The sequence below is a fragment of the Chitinophaga sp. CF418 genome (assembly GCF_900142925.1).
GTDB lineage: Bacteria > Bacteroidota > Bacteroidia > Chitinophagales > Chitinophagaceae > Chitinophaga.
In genome coordinates this window covers 334,846-352,361 of record NZ_FRCN01000006.1, presented here as the reverse complement: position 1 = coordinate 352,361, position 17,516 = coordinate 334,846, and the positions used below count along the sequence as shown (strand labels likewise).

Annotated in this window: 13 protein-coding genes; 7 read left to right on the top strand and 6 right to left on the bottom strand. The window is 45.9% G+C overall.

What is annotated here, in order from left to right; translation table 11 throughout:
• Positions 1-11 precede the first annotated feature (11 nt).
• A complete protein-coding gene (locus F3I09_RS15535) occupies positions 12-701 on the top strand; it encodes a hypothetical protein (protein ID WP_149695952.1) in 690 nt (229 codons plus the stop codon).
• Positions 702-728: 27 nt separating this feature from the next.
• Here the strand turns inward: F3I09_RS15535 and F3I09_RS15530 are convergent, their stop codons facing one another.
• Positions 729-3,191, bottom strand: a complete 2,463-nt coding sequence (locus F3I09_RS15530) for a TonB-dependent receptor domain-containing protein (protein ID WP_149695951.1) — start codon at positions 3,189-3,191, stop codon at positions 729-731.
• 323 nt (positions 3,192-3,514) lie between these two features.
• Between F3I09_RS15530 and F3I09_RS15525 the strand changes: the two genes are divergently transcribed.
• Complete coding sequence (locus F3I09_RS15525; protein WP_149695950.1) at positions 3,515-4,642, top strand: sensor histidine kinase; 1,128 nt, start codon at positions 3,515-3,517, stop codon at positions 4,640-4,642.
• Between the two features lie 17 nt (positions 4,643-4,659).
• Positions 4,660-5,403, top strand: coding sequence for a LytTR family DNA-binding domain-containing protein (locus tag F3I09_RS15520; RefSeq protein ID WP_223233252.1), 744 nt, complete (start codon positions 4,660-4,662; stop codon positions 5,401-5,403).
• 56 nt (positions 5,404-5,459) lie between these two features.
• Here the strand turns inward: F3I09_RS15520 and F3I09_RS15515 are convergent, their stop codons facing one another.
• The gene (locus F3I09_RS15515; RefSeq protein WP_149695949.1) at positions 5,460-7,685 is read right to left on the bottom strand and encodes a xanthine dehydrogenase family protein molybdopterin-binding subunit; all 2,226 of its coding nucleotides are present in this window, start codon (positions 7,683-7,685) and stop codon (positions 5,460-5,462) included.
• Positions 7,686-8,357: 672 nt separating this feature from the next.
• Between F3I09_RS15515 and F3I09_RS15510 the strand changes: the two genes are divergently transcribed.
• A complete protein-coding gene (locus F3I09_RS15510; protein WP_370512658.1) occupies positions 8,358-8,726 on the top strand; it encodes an NADPH-dependent FMN reductase in 369 nt (122 codons plus the stop codon).
• Here F3I09_RS15510 and F3I09_RS15505 read toward each other — a convergent pair.
• The 3 genes from F3I09_RS15505 to F3I09_RS15495 all read right to left on the bottom strand — a co-directional run bounded on the left by F3I09_RS15505 (position 8,698) and on the right by F3I09_RS15495 (position 11,251).
• On the bottom strand, positions 8,698-9,699 hold the full coding sequence (locus F3I09_RS15505; RefSeq protein ID WP_149695947.1) for an outer membrane beta-barrel protein: 1,002 nt from the start codon (positions 9,697-9,699) through the stop codon (positions 8,698-8,700). The two genes, F3I09_RS15510 and F3I09_RS15505, sit on opposite strands and share 29 nt — an antisense overlap.
• A gap of 76 nt (positions 9,700-9,775) precedes the next feature.
• Positions 9,776-10,939, bottom strand: coding sequence for a polymerase (locus F3I09_RS15500; RefSeq protein ID WP_149695946.1), 1,164 nt, complete (start codon positions 10,937-10,939; stop codon positions 9,776-9,778).
• A 33-nt stretch (positions 10,940-10,972) separates the two neighbouring features.
• Positions 10,973-11,251 carry a SelT/SelW/SelH family protein gene (locus F3I09_RS15495; protein WP_149695945.1) on the bottom strand — a complete coding sequence of 93 codons (279 nt, stop codon included), beginning with the start codon at positions 11,249-11,251 and terminating at the stop codon, positions 10,973-10,975.
• Positions 11,252-11,478: 227 nt separating this feature from the next.
• Between F3I09_RS15495 and F3I09_RS15490 the strand changes: the two genes are divergently transcribed.
• Complete coding sequence (locus tag F3I09_RS15490; RefSeq protein ID WP_149695944.1) at positions 11,479-13,470, top strand: tetratricopeptide repeat protein; 1,992 nt, start codon at positions 11,479-11,481, stop codon at positions 13,468-13,470.
• Between the two features lie 269 nt (positions 13,471-13,739).
• On the opposite strand, the gene F3I09_RS15485 is transcribed toward F3I09_RS15490, so the two are convergent.
• The gene (locus F3I09_RS15485) at positions 13,740-14,600 is read right to left on the bottom strand and encodes a neutral zinc metallopeptidase (RefSeq protein WP_149695943.1); all 861 of its coding nucleotides are present in this window, start codon (positions 14,598-14,600) and stop codon (positions 13,740-13,742) included.
• Between the two features lie 171 nt (positions 14,601-14,771).
• Between F3I09_RS15485 and F3I09_RS15480 the strand changes: the two genes are divergently transcribed.
• Together F3I09_RS15480 and fdhD are read left to right on the top strand one after the other, a co-directional pair.
• Positions 14,772-16,628: a DUF4132 domain-containing protein gene (locus F3I09_RS15480; protein WP_149695942.1), complete on the top strand. Its 1,857-nt coding sequence runs from the start codon at positions 14,772-14,774 to the stop codon at positions 16,626-16,628.
• A gap of 41 nt (positions 16,629-16,669) precedes the next feature.
• On the top strand, positions 16,670-17,515 hold the full coding sequence (gene fdhD / locus F3I09_RS15475; RefSeq protein WP_149695941.1) for a formate dehydrogenase accessory sulfurtransferase FdhD: 846 nt from the start codon (positions 16,670-16,672) through the stop codon (positions 17,513-17,515).
• Position 17,516: the final 1 nt, after the last annotated feature.

Here is a 17,516-nt window from a genome sequence, read left to right as displayed (position 1 = left end):
AATAATCCAACATGCAACACATCTTCCGTACACTTATCCTCGCAGCAGGCATCAGTTGCTTTCAGCAATACAGCTTCGCACAGGACAAAACTCAGGGCGTGATCCATTATGACATCACATATCACATTCATGCCTCTTTAAAGCCTGACCAGATGCAGTATAAAGACCTGGTACCGGAAACGGTTGTTGAGAAAGCCGAACTGAAATATAATGGACAACGCCTGAAATCCTATTTCAACGACGACATACAAAATGAACAGGATGGCGTTAATACAAGTATCAAAGTCTCTTCAGAAGATGGCAACGAAAAATATGCAGACATCGACCAGAAAACACTCTGGTGGGTTGACAAAGCAAAGAACCCTCCGGTGTTGGTAGAAAAATCATTGTTTGAAAAGGATGAAGACCAGGGCAAGGAAACAGAAAGTACTGATACACAGAAAATCCTGGACTATAATTGCAGGAAGCTGATCGTTAAATCCAGGAATGGTCCGCTCACCATATGGTATACCACAGAACTGCCATTGAAAGCCGGTAGCCCGGCAGGCGCATTTATCAATAAGGGCGTCGTGCTTGCGCTCGATAGCAAAAGAATGAGTTTCAAAGCCACCAGCATCGAGTTCGTAGCAGTGGCAGAGAAAGAGATAACTCCCCCTTCTGACCTTAAAACAGTGAAGAATAGCGACCAGAAAGGAATGTAGCCGTTCTAAAGGGCAGGAGGGGAGAGGTTAATCCTTTCTGATCCTGTCCTTTTCATCTTTTGCTCCCCCCTCCTTGCCGGAAGACTTCAAAGTGCCTGTACCAAAGGGTCTTGAGTAGGAAAGCTTGAAGATAGGGGAGAAACCGGACTCCAGATTGATCTTAACATGGTTTTTGATCTGAAATGCTTCTTCGGTAACGGTCCCGTAATACACACTAAAATTCATCGTCGTAAAAATATCGGCGACAGACAGCTGAATACTACCCGCATTATTCTTCAGTTCTTTTTTAATGCCAGCGTTTACTGTGCCCATTCTGCCTACCTTGATGGTGCCGTTGTAAGACGGTGCGTTATACCAGCCTGTCAATTCAGCAGAGAAATGCTGTGGTAGTTTAAACGATTCGGTGAAGTTGAGGGAATATCCCCAATAGCTCTTTGTAACAGGCTGTAAGGTATGGTCAGCTTTGAATTGCCGTAATCCGCCGGTAAAGCTGTAACTCATGTCCCACCAGTCAGTTACTTTCCATGGCAGGGTAGCCTGAAAGGTGATATTGTTCTGATATACCAGGTTTTGCGGGGAAATATACAGGAGATTGGCTGCAGGACTTTCACTTAACTGGTAACGGGCAATGGGATGATCATCCCTGCTGAAAAGCAATGAGAAACTATAAGCGTCATAGTTATATCCCACCTTGATATTATTTGTGATGGTCGGTTTCAGCAAGGGATTGCCCGCATAGATGGCAGTAGGATCACTATAAGCCATGAAAGAGGCCAGATCATTGTAAGAAGGTCTGGTGATCCTTTTAGTATAGGACAATTGCAGCCCTGCGCGGTCACTCAGCTTTTTGCTCAGGAATATGTTAGGGAATAGGGTGGCTAATTTCCTGTCTACCGTGTTTTTCCCTGTCCTTGCATCTTCCATAATGGTACGGGCATATTCAAATCTTGTTCCCGCTGTAAGACTGACAGACGGTGTTATCGCTATATTGGCCGAAACGTAGGCCGCACCAATCCCTTCTTTCATCTTCATTTCATTGATTGTTTCTGTTCTGTTTACCCAGTGGCCGTCAATCCAGCTCTCTATCCTGGATAAAGTATTACTACCGGTATATGTTCCTTTGATACCTGTTTCCAGTTTTATCTTATCGCTTAATTGCCTGCTGTAGTCAGTCCTGATCACGCCCACCTGTATGAGGGTATTCCCAAAACCTCTTTGGAAAGGCGAAAAGAGGCTGTCATTGTTGTCGACCTGTTTACCGCTTTCAGTGAGAAAGGAGCTGTATACCTGAGATGGATTGTAATTCTTAAAGTAGAGGTAATCCAAATCAAAACTGATCTTTGATTTGGGACTGATCTCCCTTTCAAGATATACAGACGACACGAGGTTATACCAGCTGTTCACCCTGTCTATCCGGCCATCAAATGTCAACAATGAATCGGGCAACAGGAGATAACGCGCAGACGGAAGATTGGCGGTTGTTGCCCGGCTGATGTTGTACGTTATGTTGGCGCCAATGGTGGTTTTGGTGTTCGGTTTTGCATCCAGTCCCAGCGTGATATCGTGGTTATATTGCCGCAGCCGGGTAATATCCCCGCCACTTACTTCCATACGACCGCCAAAGACCGGCATATCCTGGTAACTCAGGATATCGATATTACTGTAACTGCGGTTAAAGTTGTAGCTGTAGGAGCCATAAGTGTTGACTTTTGCTGTATTGTGCGAGAGGCTGATACTGGCGGCGGCCTTTTCTCTGTAGCCATAACCGCCTGTTACTGATAGCGTTCCGTTGGTACCTTGCTGTTTGTCTTTTTTCAGCACAATATTGATCATACCTGCGCTTCCTTCTGCATCGTATTTGGAGGAAGGAGTGCTCAACAGTTCTATCTTCTCAATATCATCCGCACTCATGCCGCTCAGCAGGTTCACCAGCTGCTCCATAGGCATGCGAATAAGCTTACCATTCAGCATCACGGTCACGCCACCTTTCCCATTCAGGGCAATACTATTGTTCCTGTAGTCAATCACAACGCCGGGAGATCTTTCCAGTATGGCAAGCGCGGTACTGCCTTTCGTAAGCAGACTGCTCTGCACATTGACCACCATGCCTTCTGCCTGCTGTTGTAACAATGGCTTTTCCGCCTGTATAACCACTTCTCCCAACTGTTGCGCTCCTTCACTGACTACCTGTAACCCAAAGTCCCTTGTTTTCTGTTGGGAGCTCAGCTCAAACACAGGAGAGTTCCAGGTCTGAAAACCCATACTGCTAAAACGAAGGATGTATTTTCCGGAGGGCGTGTTCTCTATCAGATAAGCGCCCTTTTCGTCAGTCAGCGCCGCTTTTACCAGCGTGGTATCTGTTCCGTTCAGCAGTATTACATTCGCAAAGGGTATTGGTTGGCCGGTTGCCGTAGCGAATCTTCCGGATATCTGCCCGGAAGCCGTTTTTAGAACGAGCATGCAGCACAGGAGGAAAGATAGTTTTTTCATATTTCATTGATTTAAAGGGAATCATTCACCCGTCAGCCTGTGTGTAAGCTGTTACAACTGACACATCACTGCAAAGAAAGGAGCTATGGAAAGGGTGGAAAAACGCAAATGACCACCAGCAGGAACGGATTGATCAAGTGCAGGAAAAGGTGCTGAAGACGGAAAAATAGCTAAAAATGGGAGGGGAGGACCTCTCCTGTAGCCGGAGGAACATTTGGTCAATTATTTCCTGCAGTTCAAATAGTATTGCTTCGAAATGGGTGAAAACTAATGTAACTTTCAAAAAGGCCTTTTTTCATTTAGTGCTGATAAATCCAGTTGAGATGAACGCTTTACTAAATTATCCTTCGAAGCAGAATTGGTTGTTGACGTATAAACTTCACCACATTCCTTTCTGGGCCCTGTATCACTTTACCTGGTGGACGGTGGCAATGGGAAATCCTGTAAAGGCCTTCACGGCAATCTTCCTCACTCCTTTTATATTGAAGTTTTTATTCTATCTGATATCTCAGGCGCTGGCAGTTTATTTTAATCTCTATTACCTTATTCCGAAGTATCTTGAACGAGGACGGTTCACACAATACATGATTCTGTTATTGCTGACCGTTATTGGCGCTTCTATTCTCGTTATTCCCGGGTATTACCTGAGCGCTTTTCTTTCCGGACAAACCATGCAGCAGGCTTACGGTGTCAATGGCGATTGTTTCTATGGATATCTTGGTAATACCTTACCGTCCACACTGGCAGCCATGACGTTGGCCATGAGTATTAAGCTGGGAAAGAACTGGTTGCAAACGCAACGGAAGCAACAGTTGCTGGAGAAGGAAAAACTGGAAACAGAGCTGAACTTTCTGAAGCATCAATTCAATCCGCATTTTCTTTTCAATACGATCAATTCTATTTTCTTCCTGATCCATAAGAATCCGGATATGGCGTCTGCTTCGCTGGCGAAATTCTCAGAGCTGCTAAGATATCAGCTGTATGAATGTAACGACAAGCAGATCCTCCTGTCCAGAGAGATTTCTTATATGGAAAACTCCATAGAGCTCGAAAGATTAAGACAAAATGATAATGTGGAAGTTATACTGGATATAGACCTGGAAAACAGCAGTCAATGGGGAATCGCGCCATTTATCCTGATGACGTTCGTGGAAAATGCATTTAAGCATGTTTCAAAACACACGAATCAGCCCAACTGGATCAGGATAGACCTTGAACAGGAAGGAGAGCAGCTGAACTTTGCTGTATCCAACAGCACATCAGACGTGGCCAGTAATGATATTGTCCATTATGGGGGTATAGGTCTGAAGAACGTGCAAAGAAGGCTGGACCTGATCTATCCTGGTCAGTACAGTCTGGATATACAGCACCACAATGACAGATTTGACGTCAGGTTGCAGCTGTATCTGACAGTATTGGAACAGCCACTACCCATGCAAAAAATAGCCTGAACATAATAATACTTTGTATGAAGATGAATTGTGTAATTATTGATGATGAGCCACTTGCCAGGGAAGGCCTTTCAAACTATGTCAGAGAGGTTGATTTTCTTCATCTTGTAGACACCTGTACCAATCCGGTCGAATTGATCCAGCTATTGGACAAACACCCGGTGGACCTGATCTTTCTGGACATCCAGATGCCGAAAATGAACGGACTGGATTTTCTGAAGATAGTACAGAGACCGCCCATGGTCGTCATTACAACAGCATTCCCCAGTTATGCGCTGGAGGGATTTCAGCTGAATGTCATGGATTATTTACTAAAGCCAATCACTTTTGACCGTTTCTTTAAGGCGGCTAATAAAGCGAAGGAATACTATCAGTTGCTTAATAAAACTGCAGCATCTGACATGCGTAAAACAGAGAAGGAGGAAGACTACTTCTTTATCAAATGCGGCAGCAAATATGAAAAGATCTATTTCAACGATATCCTGTATGTGCAGGGGATGCAGAATTATGTGACGATCTATACGAGCAAGGGTAAATACATGACTTTGCTATACCTGAAGAACCTGGAAGAGAACCTGGACAAAAAGGCGTTCATACGGGTACATAAATCCTATATCGTCTCTATTGATAAAATTGAGGGTATTGAAGGAAATGAGATCTTTATCGCGTCAAATAAAATACCTGTCAGCAGGAACTATCATGATATAGTAATTGAACAGGTAGTGAAGAATAAACTGTGGGACAAGATCAAATTCTCGTGATATACTTTGCGGTTATATTAAAAAGGACCAGTTTCATCAGAACTGGTCCTTTTTCTTCAGACACCGGTCTTTTCTATCTGGACTTCCTGCTGATGCTGATCACCATGCATATCCTGTTTCGCTAGTGGCAAAGACCTGATGCGTTTACCGGTAGCAGCAAATATTGCATTTGTAATGGCTGGCATGATCTGGCCAACTGCCGCTTCCCCAATACCGCCGGGCTTTTCATTGCTTGGCACAATGAATGTTTCGATCTCGGGTGTTTCACTGATACGCAGCACTTTATAGTCCAGGAAGCCATTCTGCTGCACTTTACCCGCTTTAAACGTGATCTCACTGTATAGCGCTGTAGAGAGACCATAAAGAATGTTGCTGTCCATCTGTGCAACTACGCCGTCGGGGTTTACGACAGTCCCACAGTCAATCACACAAGTCACCTTATGCACGCTGAGTGGCATGTCTTTCATAACAGAAACCTCCGCAACTACTCCTGCATAACTGCCAACTGCTTCAAATACGGCAATGCCTCTGCCATGACCCGCAGGCAGTGCTTGTCCCCAGCCGCTTTTCTCTGCAAGCATTTCCAGTACCTTCAGTTGCCGGGGGGCATCTTTGTATAACATCCTGCGGTATTCCACAGGATCTTTTTTTGCGGCATAAGCCAGTTCATCCACCAGGCTTTCCATGGCGAAAATGGTATGACTCAATCCTACGGCTCTCCAGTTATCTACCGTGATGGGCCATACGGGTGTATTTAGTTCTATCCGCTGGTCAGGGATGCTCTTCACATATTCTGCCGTATGCATGCCTTCAATGGAAAACTGGTCCACGCCATTGATCACGGCCACTTTTTCGAAAGGTCCACCGGTCATGACGGATTGTCCGACGCTGATCTGTTTCCAGGCAATAGGGGCGCCATTACTGTCCAGCCCTATCTTGAACCGGTGCAGGAATGCAGGCCGGTACATCCCGCCTTGTATATCGTCTTCCCTTGTCCAGACGGTCTTTACAAGTTTCCCGGAAGCCTTGGCCACTTCAACGGCTTCACGAACAAAGTCAGAACGCGTAATATTTCTTCTTCCGAAGGATCCTCCCAGGAATTGCATATGGATAAAGACTTTATCAACAGGCAGTCCTGTGATCTCTGACGCAGCCTTCTGATCATCTGTCACTGTCTGGGTACCTGTCCAGATCTCACATTTGTCGGGCGTTAGTTGCACGGTACAATTCAGCGGCTCCATCGGAGCGTGCGCCAGGAAAGGCTGAAAATATTCGGCTTCCACAACATGCGCAGCTTTGGGAAATACATTTTCAGGATCGCCGGCCTTGGTTGCCACCAGGCCGCCTTCATTGGCGCGTTGCCTGAATTCGGACAGGAGAGTGGCGCTATTAATGCGAACAGCCTGTCCCAGCTCCCAGTCGATTTTGAGTGCATCACGCCCTTTTTTAGCTGCCCAGAAATTATCCGCCAGCACCGCCACACCACCAGGAACGACCACTACCTGGCGAACGCCTGGAACTGCCAGGGTTGCCTTGGCATTGTATGTTTTTACGCTTGCGCCCGGAACCGGACTCCGGGCAACAAGTGCTGTAAGCATGCCAGGGAAATGGATGTCCATGCCAAATATAGCTTCTCCTTTAACCTTAGCAGGTGTGTCGAGGCGTTTGACTGGTTTCCCGATAAACTTCCAGTCGGCCCGGTCTTTCAGCGGAACTTCCGTTGGTACAGGCAGGGTAGCGGCTTCTTCGGCCAGCTCACCATAACTGAGTTTTTTATCGCCTACAATCACATATCCGTTTTCGGTCTTACAATCTTTCACATCAACTTGTAAACGCCTGGCCCCAGCCTGCACTAACATATTACGGGCAGTAGCGCCAACCTGACGGTAACGGTCAAATTCGGAGTAAAGACTGGATGAACCGCCGGTGCGCTGCGTCCCATAAATGGTATGATAATAGACCAGTGCAGCAGGAGCGTCCTCCACCTTTATTTTTTGCCAGTCAGCATCCAGTTCTTCAGCAACCAACATAGCCAGCGCTGTTGAAATGCCTTGTCCCATTTCACAATGGGAGAGCGTGATCGTTACAGTGCCGTCCGGGTCGATCCTCAGAAAGGCATTAGGCGTTGGCATTTTACCAGGATCTGAAATGGGGACTTCATTGCCAGGCAAGCGTCTTTTCCGGGCAATAGCAGGCACCGTAAAAGCAATTACCAGTCCGCCAGTTATCAGTGCGGTGTCTTTAATAAACTGTCTCCGGTTGAACATGTGGGATGTCGTCATGCTGTTTTTTTTAAGAGGGTTAGAGGAGGAATTGTTCGCTTTTAAAGTAGGCAGTCGTAAAAAGCCTGGGATCAGGATTTACGACCAATATAACGATTGTGCAATTGCAAATGTTCGGGCTGGATGCAGCGTCCCGGAATTCTGCATCTTTTAGCCTGATATCTGCAATTGTCAAAAGGCAGTTGGCCGGAGAGTGAAGTACTTGTTAGAGACAGGGAAGGAAAAAACTGGGTCTATTGGAGGATGGAATTCCGGCAGATAAATAGAGTAGTGAGGGTTATTTCAAATAACCATCTATTTAACATAATATAAATTATACGTATTATATGGAAGTAAAGTAATAAGGTGGTGAGTCGTATAGATCAGCCATAGATCTTCATCTTAGGGGTATTGGGCAGCAATTATAAGTTTTAATTCCTGAACAGCCTATGGCCATTTTATTCATTTTATGCTGGCTTTTCGCAAGGTTAATCCCGTACGAATGCTATCACATGCAGATGGCTTTTTGAGCACAAGATTTTATCATTTTTATAAATCAATATTCACCATATTCCGGTTCCAACGCAACGGCTGAAATATTATGTTAATCTGAATATAACGGCTAGATTTGCGCCTTGTCGGAGATCGATGTCCCGTTACAGGTTCGTTATTCGAAATTACTTCGACATAAGGTTGTATAGAAACCAGATACGCGCGGTAGATGCTGTTATTTTCAGCACGCCCGAATACGCTTTTGGCATACCAGGCGTGCTGAAAAATGCCCTGGACTGGCTCGTTTCTTCCGGGGAATTTACCCATAAACCCACTGGTGTGATCAGCGCTTCGCCGCTTGCTACTGGCGGCGATAAAGCACATGCATCACTGGTGCAGACGCTGAAGGTGATGACGGCTGATATTCAGGAAGAATACAAACTCATTGTTCCTGTGGTGCGCACCAAAATGGACCCCAATGGAAATATAACCGATCCGGAGCTGGAAAGATCATTACTGACGCTTATCAAACATCTTGCGGCTAGAATCTCCAACGCAAACCACCATTAGCACCCAGACCACCGATATTGATGTAGGATTTCAGGTCGTTCGCCGGCTGATCGTTATTTTTATAATTCACCGTTGCGCCTTGCTGGCTTACCGGCGTGTTTGAATGTTGATCCAGCGTGGTTACATACACCGTATGCCGCTCAGCGGTGGACAGGTCATTCAGGCCGCGGCGTTGTGTAGAGATCACTGTGCCATTGGCTGGGTTTAACAACGAGATAGCTTCATCATAAGCAGTAACTTCTTTCTTTTTGCTTCTCACAGGGATATTCCTGTATTCCGCTTCAACAAAAATGTCAAGTCTTTTGGCCACCGGGAAAGCAACACCCAGTGCTCCCTGGAAACCAACCGTAACATTAGGTTTCACCGTTTCATTCCGGTGAATGGTAGTTTGTGTCAGCACCGTCTGACCGCCAACAGTTGCAGTGCCGCTCCGGCTGGCATCTGTTTCGATCTTCAGGTTGCCCCACAGTGGTACGACCATACCAAAACGGACATACGGGTTGACTTTTTCGAATCCCGGACTGATCACAACGCCAGGTGCAAAATCAATGGCGTCTACGTAGCCATGAGATTCAATTTTGCCAAGCGTCTGGTTGCTGCCAGCCATTGTGGTTACTTCACGGGTCATCAGGTTTTTCTTGCTGCGGTAGTAATTAAATGTTCCTTCAACAGCAATATAACGGTTAATGTTCCAGCCGAAGGAGAGTCCTCCCCTCCCACCGGCGCCATATGATCCCGTTAATACCTTTTCTGAAACAGATGTGGAGGATTCAGTTACAGCATTGTATTCCAGGTGCTGGTCATGCGGCTGATAACTGCCGACTTTAGGAAACTGTCCGGGAAATACACTGAAATAATAGCCTCCTGCGATCTTTACATAAAACTTAGATGTGGGTTTGATGTTCTGTGCCTGGGTTGCTGGCATAGAAAGGACAGCGCATAGCGCCGCCATTAGGGCTGCTTTTGTTTTCATAATGGAATTTTAGGATAACTAAACTATGATAGATATAAGGTAACAATTTGTATGCCCAACAACGGTAATGGAAGCACTAAAATGCTTCCGCAAGCGACAAATATAATCCCGACTGACGCTGCTCACCGGAACGTTTTTCTCCCCAGGCATAATCGATACGCATAGTCAGCCTGGCGCCTTCATCGTAGAACCAGCGTACGCCGAGGCCATAGCTGGGTTTAAAGTGGGACATCGCGATATTCTTGTTGTTGAATACTGCACCGGAAGCGCCAAAAGCAGCCAGCGCGAATTTAGGCTGCATATGTACAAACCAGATATTGATAGGAATCTTAGGATTCAGGAAATAACGGTATTCCACCTGTCCGGCCAGGTAATTCTGATCTCTGTACCTGCCCGTATAATACCCGCGCATCATAAGATCGTTACCCATTTCCGGTAACAGGTAAAACGGCAGTCTGCTTCCCTGAAGTGAGTTGAACAATCCATTGAAACCAACGGTGCTCTTGGGAGAAATAGGAATAAAATGGCGGAGTTGCCCGTCTATCTTCCACAATTCATGTTTACTCAGAAATCCGGGTGCATAGGAAATATTCAACCGTACCCAGGTGCCGCTGCGTGTATAGTTCTGGTTATCCCTGTTGTCAAATATACCTGTGGCGCCAATGAAGGTAACATGCCCTCCATCTTTGTCTACCAGAGACATATCAGGATATACGCCTTTGCTCTCACGCGCCTTATAATCATCCTGCTGGAACAATAAAGAAAGGCCTGCGTAGAAATGACCGCCTATACGATGTTCGGCTTCCAGTTGTACTTTATATCGTTTATTGTCGAGCAGGGTAGCTCCGGCTTTGCGGGTGGTGTCTCCCAGTCCGTAGAAATTGATAGGGAAGTCGTGATAACGGAGATTACTTTTAAAATGCCAGTTATTAGCGTCTGTCCATATATCCGTTTTCAGATCTATTTTCAGCTGATGCTCTGTTGTAATGGCAGGAATGAGATTAATTGTAGAATTGCGTAAGAGAGGATCTTTTGAAGTATAGAAGGAATACAACATGGCAGCCCCTATTTCCAGTCCTTTCTCAGGCGAGTAACCTAATACGGGCAGCGGGAAAAAGCTGCGTTTATGCGGTACGATAGTATCCGCCGGGGCGCTTTGTAATGTGTCTTTTTGCTGCTGCGCTGTCAGTCCCTGGCTCAATGCCAGTAGTGTTGCTGTAAAAAATATGATCCTTTGCATACTCATCCGGGATGCAAAGAAACAACTTTTATACTACTTTCTGTCACTGTGCCCCAGGCTCTTTTCAGGAGCCACCTTATCCCGGATCAGTTGCTTAACTTCTTTTATTTCAGGGAAATGGCCCAGCTCCTTACGATTAATCAGTGCGACGCCATCTACATAAATGATATAACTGCCATTCACTTCACTTGGCTGTAAGGTAACACTGTATATATCATCTGCAAAGGTGGTCAGCAGTTCCTGCGCCATCCATGCCGCCCGCATTAGCCATCCGCATTTGGGACAATATTCTATCGTTACTGTCGGTTTCATTTTTATCTGATTAACAATTTATGATATACGGCTAATGTAAGTTATTCAGCGCCTGTATTACCTTGAAAAGACATGATACTCCTTACATTAGTACTGTTTCTTCACCCGAAAGATACAACGAATCATAATATTTTAGATTTTGAAAATTTGCATCCGTTTTTTTTATAATTTTAGCGCAGCATTCAGGTAACCCTTAAAGATCGTTTGTGCCGACAACTAGACTATCAATGCGGATTGTCCAATCTAATTTATATGCTTATATATATGTGGTATTGCTATGTACGTTGGTTACCAACGCTTCTGCGCAGATAACTGAAGTAGAAAAGCATCCCCAAAAAGATACAGTACGCATTCGTTTACTGAACCAGTTAAGCCGTAGTTTCTTTCCCAAAGACGCTGCTAAAACAGCACAGTATGCCAACGAAGCTTTAAAGCTGAGTGATAGCCTGCACTTCAAAACCGGTATCATGTGGGCTACCCGCAATCTGGCCCTGGCTGAAAATATCAAAGGGAACCTGGAGAAGCAAATGGACCTTACCGTCAATGCGCTTAAGCTGGCTGATGAATTAAAAGATGATTATGCCGCTGGTGTGTTGAATACAGATTTGGGCAATATTCTCGTAGAACAGGATCAGCCCAGACAAGCCTTACGCTATCAGAAAAAGGCATTGCGTATCAAACAGGCCCTGGGACAACCCGCAGAGATTGCCCGCACATTAAACAGCATCGGTTCAAGTTATATCCGTCTTAATAAACCTGATTCCGCCCTGCATTTTCTGCTGGAATCCGAGAGGATCAAACTATCACTGAATGATCATCCGGGCCTGGCTATCACCTATGAAAACATAGGTCTGGTCTATACAGAGAAACAACGATATGGGATGGCGCTGCCCTATTTTGAGATCTCCGAACAATACCACAAAGAATCGGATAATCTCAATGGTCTGGTGAAAGCCCATTTGAATATAGGATTCGCTAAGACCATGTTACACAGGTTTGAAGAAGCGGAGCAGGAGCTTGCTGAGGCAGCGCAGCTGAACAGCAATCTTAAGAACATGAAGAATACGCTGATCTATCATAAGAACATGGCTACGCTGGATTCCGCCCGTGGTAACTATGCTGGGGCGCTCGCAAATTATAAGCAGTTCAGCAGGATGAACGAAGAAATGTTCAGCCTTGAAAAGACCAAGTTTATCGCCAATACAAAAGAGAAATACGAATCGGAGAAGAAACAACATGAAAATAAACTGCTGCGGAAAGAACAGCAGTTACATCTTGCTACCATCAAACAACAGCGCATCCTGGTGATCTTTTGTACCATGTTACTGCTGGGGCTCTTTGTGATCACGGCTGTGCTGTACCTGATGTACAGACGTCAGCAGGAATTATACACTCAGTTGAACCACCGTAACATACAGGTACAGCAACAGAATAAGATCATCATGGAACAGAATGCCGCGCTGGAAAGCGGTAGCCAGGTAAAGGATAAAATATTCTCTGTTATCTCTCATGACCTCCGTTCACCCCTGGCTATTCTCGAAGGATTACTCTTCCTGTTAAGAGATGATAAGATGTCTGAGGAACAGTTCCGGATCTTTTCCCATGAACTCTGGCGTGATATGAAAAACACCGCCTATATGATGGATAACCTCCTGCAATGGGCCAGCAGCCAGATGAAAGGGATTCATGTGACTCCGGATGATTTTGATATCAGCACCATTCTTAAAAGTGAATTTGAGCTGCTGCAATCTCTTGCCAGACAAAAAGAAATAACGCTGACGCACGAACTGCACCGTCCTATAATGGTATATGCGGACCCTGATATGATCAGGCTCGTGCTTAGGAACCTGATCAGTAATGCTATCAAGTTCACTCCGATGAACGGCTGTGTGAACATTAACTACCTGTTGTTGCCTGATAAGTTAGAACTGATTGTACAGGATAATGGTCTGGGAATCGCAGTAGCAGATCAGGCGAAAGTATTTTCCAATATTTACTACTCTACCATCGGTACCCGTAATGAAAAGGGCTGCGGACTAGGATTACCATTATCGAAGGATTTCATTGAACGTAATAACGGCAGAATATGGTTCCACAGCACTTCCGGAAAGGGAACGAGTTTTCACTTCACCCTGCCGCTGTCCGCCGGAGAAGAGACGCCGGGCAGGGGGTATACTATCATTGTGAAGGAAAACCAGGAAAGTGTTGTAAGCAACTAATAACGACCCTCAATTAATAGAAAAGGCCGTATCTCCCCGGAGGTACGGCCTTTTTTTAAAATATCGTCATTTGTTGGATCCCGGTTCTCATTTCGGTCCCGGGGTTGCACCCCGGGCTACAAACACAGCGCTCCTGACGGAGCTGAATGCAGCGAATGATGCCATTAAATTGTGTCGAAAACAACTACAGGTCTGTCGCATTAAACGTATCTCCCTGTCTGACGGAGCTGAATGCAGCGAATGATGCCATTAAACTGTGTCGAGAACAACTACAGGTCTGTCGCATTAAACGTATCTCCCTGTCTGATATCACCGGTCTCAAACCCTTTTTTAAACCATTTTACCCGCTGAGCCGATGTACCATGTGTAAATGCATCCGGCACCACATGGCCCTGAGCGGCTTTCTGCAATGCATCATCGCCCACGGCGCTTGCTGCATTGAGCGCCTCTTCAATATCGCCCGGTTCCAGTATATTATGCTTCTTCTGCGCATGATGGGCCCATACTCCCGCAAGGAAATCGGCCTGCAGTTCAAGCATCACAGACAGTTTATTGTAGTCGCGCTCACTAAGCTGAGAACGCATAGCCTGTACCTTACGGCTGGTGCCGAGCAGGTTCTGTACATGATGCCCTACTTCGTGTGCGATCACATAAGCCATGGCAAAATCGCCTGCCACTTTAAACCTTTGCTCCATTTCAGTAAAGAAATTCAGGTCAAGATAAACCTTCTCATCTGCAGGGCAATAAAAAGGCCCCATAGCTGATTGTGCAGTACCGCAACCGGATTGATCATAGTCTGTATACAACACCATACCCGGATCTTTATAATTCTTATTCATCTGAGAAAACAGTTCCGACCATACATCTTCGGTATCTGCCAGTACGGTAGACGCAAACCTGGAGATCTCATCACTGTTACTGGTTACAGTACGGGACTCAGTTTGCGCCGCCCCGCCATTGCCCTGTTGTACGGATTGTAATGCCTGCTGCGGGTCCTGGTTGAATAACAGGGCCAGCACGACGATAATAATTCCACCAATACCTCCACCAATACCGATCGTTCGCATACCACCACCGCCACCACGGCGATCCTCTACATTGTCGCTTAATCTTCTGTTTTGCCAGCGCATATTTAGATTTTTTTATATGTCGAAAGTACAGAAATTTTAATACCCTTTTATTATTACAATTTCCCTGCCCGATTCAGCCCTGGTCCCGGCTTCATTTTTTTTAATACCTGTTTTTTACATATATTAGGTGGTGCTGTACCCTCATTATTACACCTCTATATTAATGAAGCTATGCAATTTACAGACTTCTGGATCGGGAAAATACAGGCGGATAAATTACCCGAAGCACTCGACACTGCAGGCTTGATCAAATATCTGCTTGTATATACATCCGATGAGCAATGCTTCCACATCCTCTTCCAATGGCATGAGACAACCTTAAAACGTACAAATGAATGGTGGTTTCCCAGGCAGGAGATCTTAAATGTCATTCAGGAAAAGATCGGCAGAAAAGGGCTGACCAATACCCTGCGTCTCTGCCTGGAACTGTTGGATACCACAGAGAAAAGAATTGTGTCGGTGGCTGCCGACAAGGTAAATATCCAGATAGATATCATCCTGCACGGAGGGCCCGAACTGATTATCAGTCGCCGGGACTCTTTAGGGATCCTCGTCGTGGAATTCCTCTCCAATATCAGAAGCACGCGACAAAGAGAATGCTGGACAGCTTTCATTGATCACTGCCTGAACGCCGGAGATAGCAGTGCTCCCAACCGTAAATGGTGGAAGCGGGCTAAAGAACTGGTAGGCCGTATCAATGCCGATCATTTCGTTCTGAAACTGAAGGACTGGATATCTTTTTGCCAGGGACTGCTGATGAAACAACATGCAGGACGCACCTATAGTTTCATTGATTATTACATTGATTTTCTTAGTGCTATCAATCATAATCTGCTAAAGGCCATCATATGGTGCAGTGCTATACCAAACGATAAAGATCTGCTGGATATGCTGGAACCTTATGCTGTTTGGGCCTATAAGAAAAAAGGTACCGGAGGCCCCCTATCGGTCAAAACCGGTACGGCCTGCATCTACGCGCTCAGCTTTCTGCCCTTCCGGGAAGCCCTCACCAGGATCAGCAGGTTCCGGTCAGTGATCAGGCATTCAGGCGCAGTGAAAAGCATTGATAAGATCTTACATGACCTGGCAGAGCAACATAATATTCCTCCGTACGAACTGGAAGAATATATCGTTCCGGATTTTGGTCTTGATGATAAAGGGACGGTCCGCATGCCGATCGGACCAGATTTTACAGGTGTTTACACCATTAGTAACACCGGTAAGTCCAGCATCTCCTGGGAAAGGGATGGCAAACCAGCCAAAGGGCCGCAATCCTCGTTTGCTCCCGGACAGGAATTCAAACGACTGGCAAAAAATATCGATCAGGCGCTGGTTGATAACAGCGCAAGGATAGAACGTGCATTTATGCGGATGACCCCATGGCCATACAAGCACTGGAAAACATATTACCTGGATCATCCGCTTGTGAAAACACTTGCCACACGGCTGATCTGGAACTTTCTTACAAATGGTGTACAGACTGCCGGTTACTGCCTGAATGGCCATATCATTGATTATAAAGGCAGGCAGGTTACGGTCTCCGAAGAGACGGCTGTAAGTCTTTGGCATCCTATGAATGAGGCGGCTAAAACAGTGAAAGGTTGGCGTGAGTTCCTTACGCAGCGCCATATAGATCAACCTTTTAAACAGGTGAACCGTGAGGTATATACAGTTAATAATGAAGAACTGGCCGATGGTTTTTACTCTTCCCGTTTTGCCTCACAGGTGCTCAATAAACAGAAGTTTAAAAATGTCATCACGCAGAGAGGCTGGACACTGAGACAGAAAGCCGCTCATAACTGGGCTTATATCCCTTACATGGTACTGAGCGACTGGGATATCAGGGTCAACTTCTTTGCAGACAGGAAAGAAGAAGAGACAGTGCTTACGGATATGGTCAATTTTTATAAAGAAGGAGAACCACTTCCGCTCCGGGATGTTCCTGCCCTTATCTTCTCTGAGACCATCAGGGATATCAGCTACTTTATTACCACAGCAGGCAGTACAGAACTACATAACCGTTCCTGAGTAAAGGCCTGCGGGCGCCGTATTTTATGTAACTTTACTTCATGCTAAACCCTGCCATTTCTTATACGCGCATAACAAGAGTACAGGATACAATTGTTACTGCAACAGAAGATGCGCTGGCAGCTGAAGAACCGCTCGAAATACAACTGATCTATGGTCCACTGACCGACAGACAGCAGCAGAGCATTTCAGTTACCATGCGTACTCCTGGCCAGGATCCCGAACTGGCTACAGGTTTTCTCTATACCGAAGGGATCATCCGGTCAGAAAAGGATATCAAAGCTATCTGCTCCGATAGCGACATCACTAATACCATACAGGTAAGCCTGCACGAACATGTTATTCCTGTGCTGAAAACGGCGCAGCGGAATTTCGTTTCCAATTCGGGATGTGGTATGTGTGGCAAAACTGATCTTTCGGCAATCTATACGCCGGTGGAACCATCCGCATCGGCCCAGCCTGTTCCCGCATGGCCTGCAGAATTGATACACCGTCTGCCCGACCTGCTCCGCCATCAGCAACAGTTGTTCGATGATACCGGGGGGATACATGCCGCCGCATTATTCGATCAGTCTTCAACGTTATTACTGATGCGTGAAGATATCGGCCGTCATAATGCAGTGGACAAGCTGATAGGGGCCGCCCTGCAGCAGCAGCTCTTTCCTATGCAGTCCTATCTCCTGTTGCTCAGTGGCAGGGCCGGATTTGAACTGATCCAGAAAGCTGCAATGGCTGGCATTAAGGTGATCGCCGCTGTAGGCGCTCCTTCCGGAATGGCAGTGAAAATGGCGCATGAATGGGATATCACACTGATCGGATTCCTCCGTCAGCAACGGTTTAATATTTATTCGGGTGAACATAGAATAGCACTCACCCATCAGAAATGAA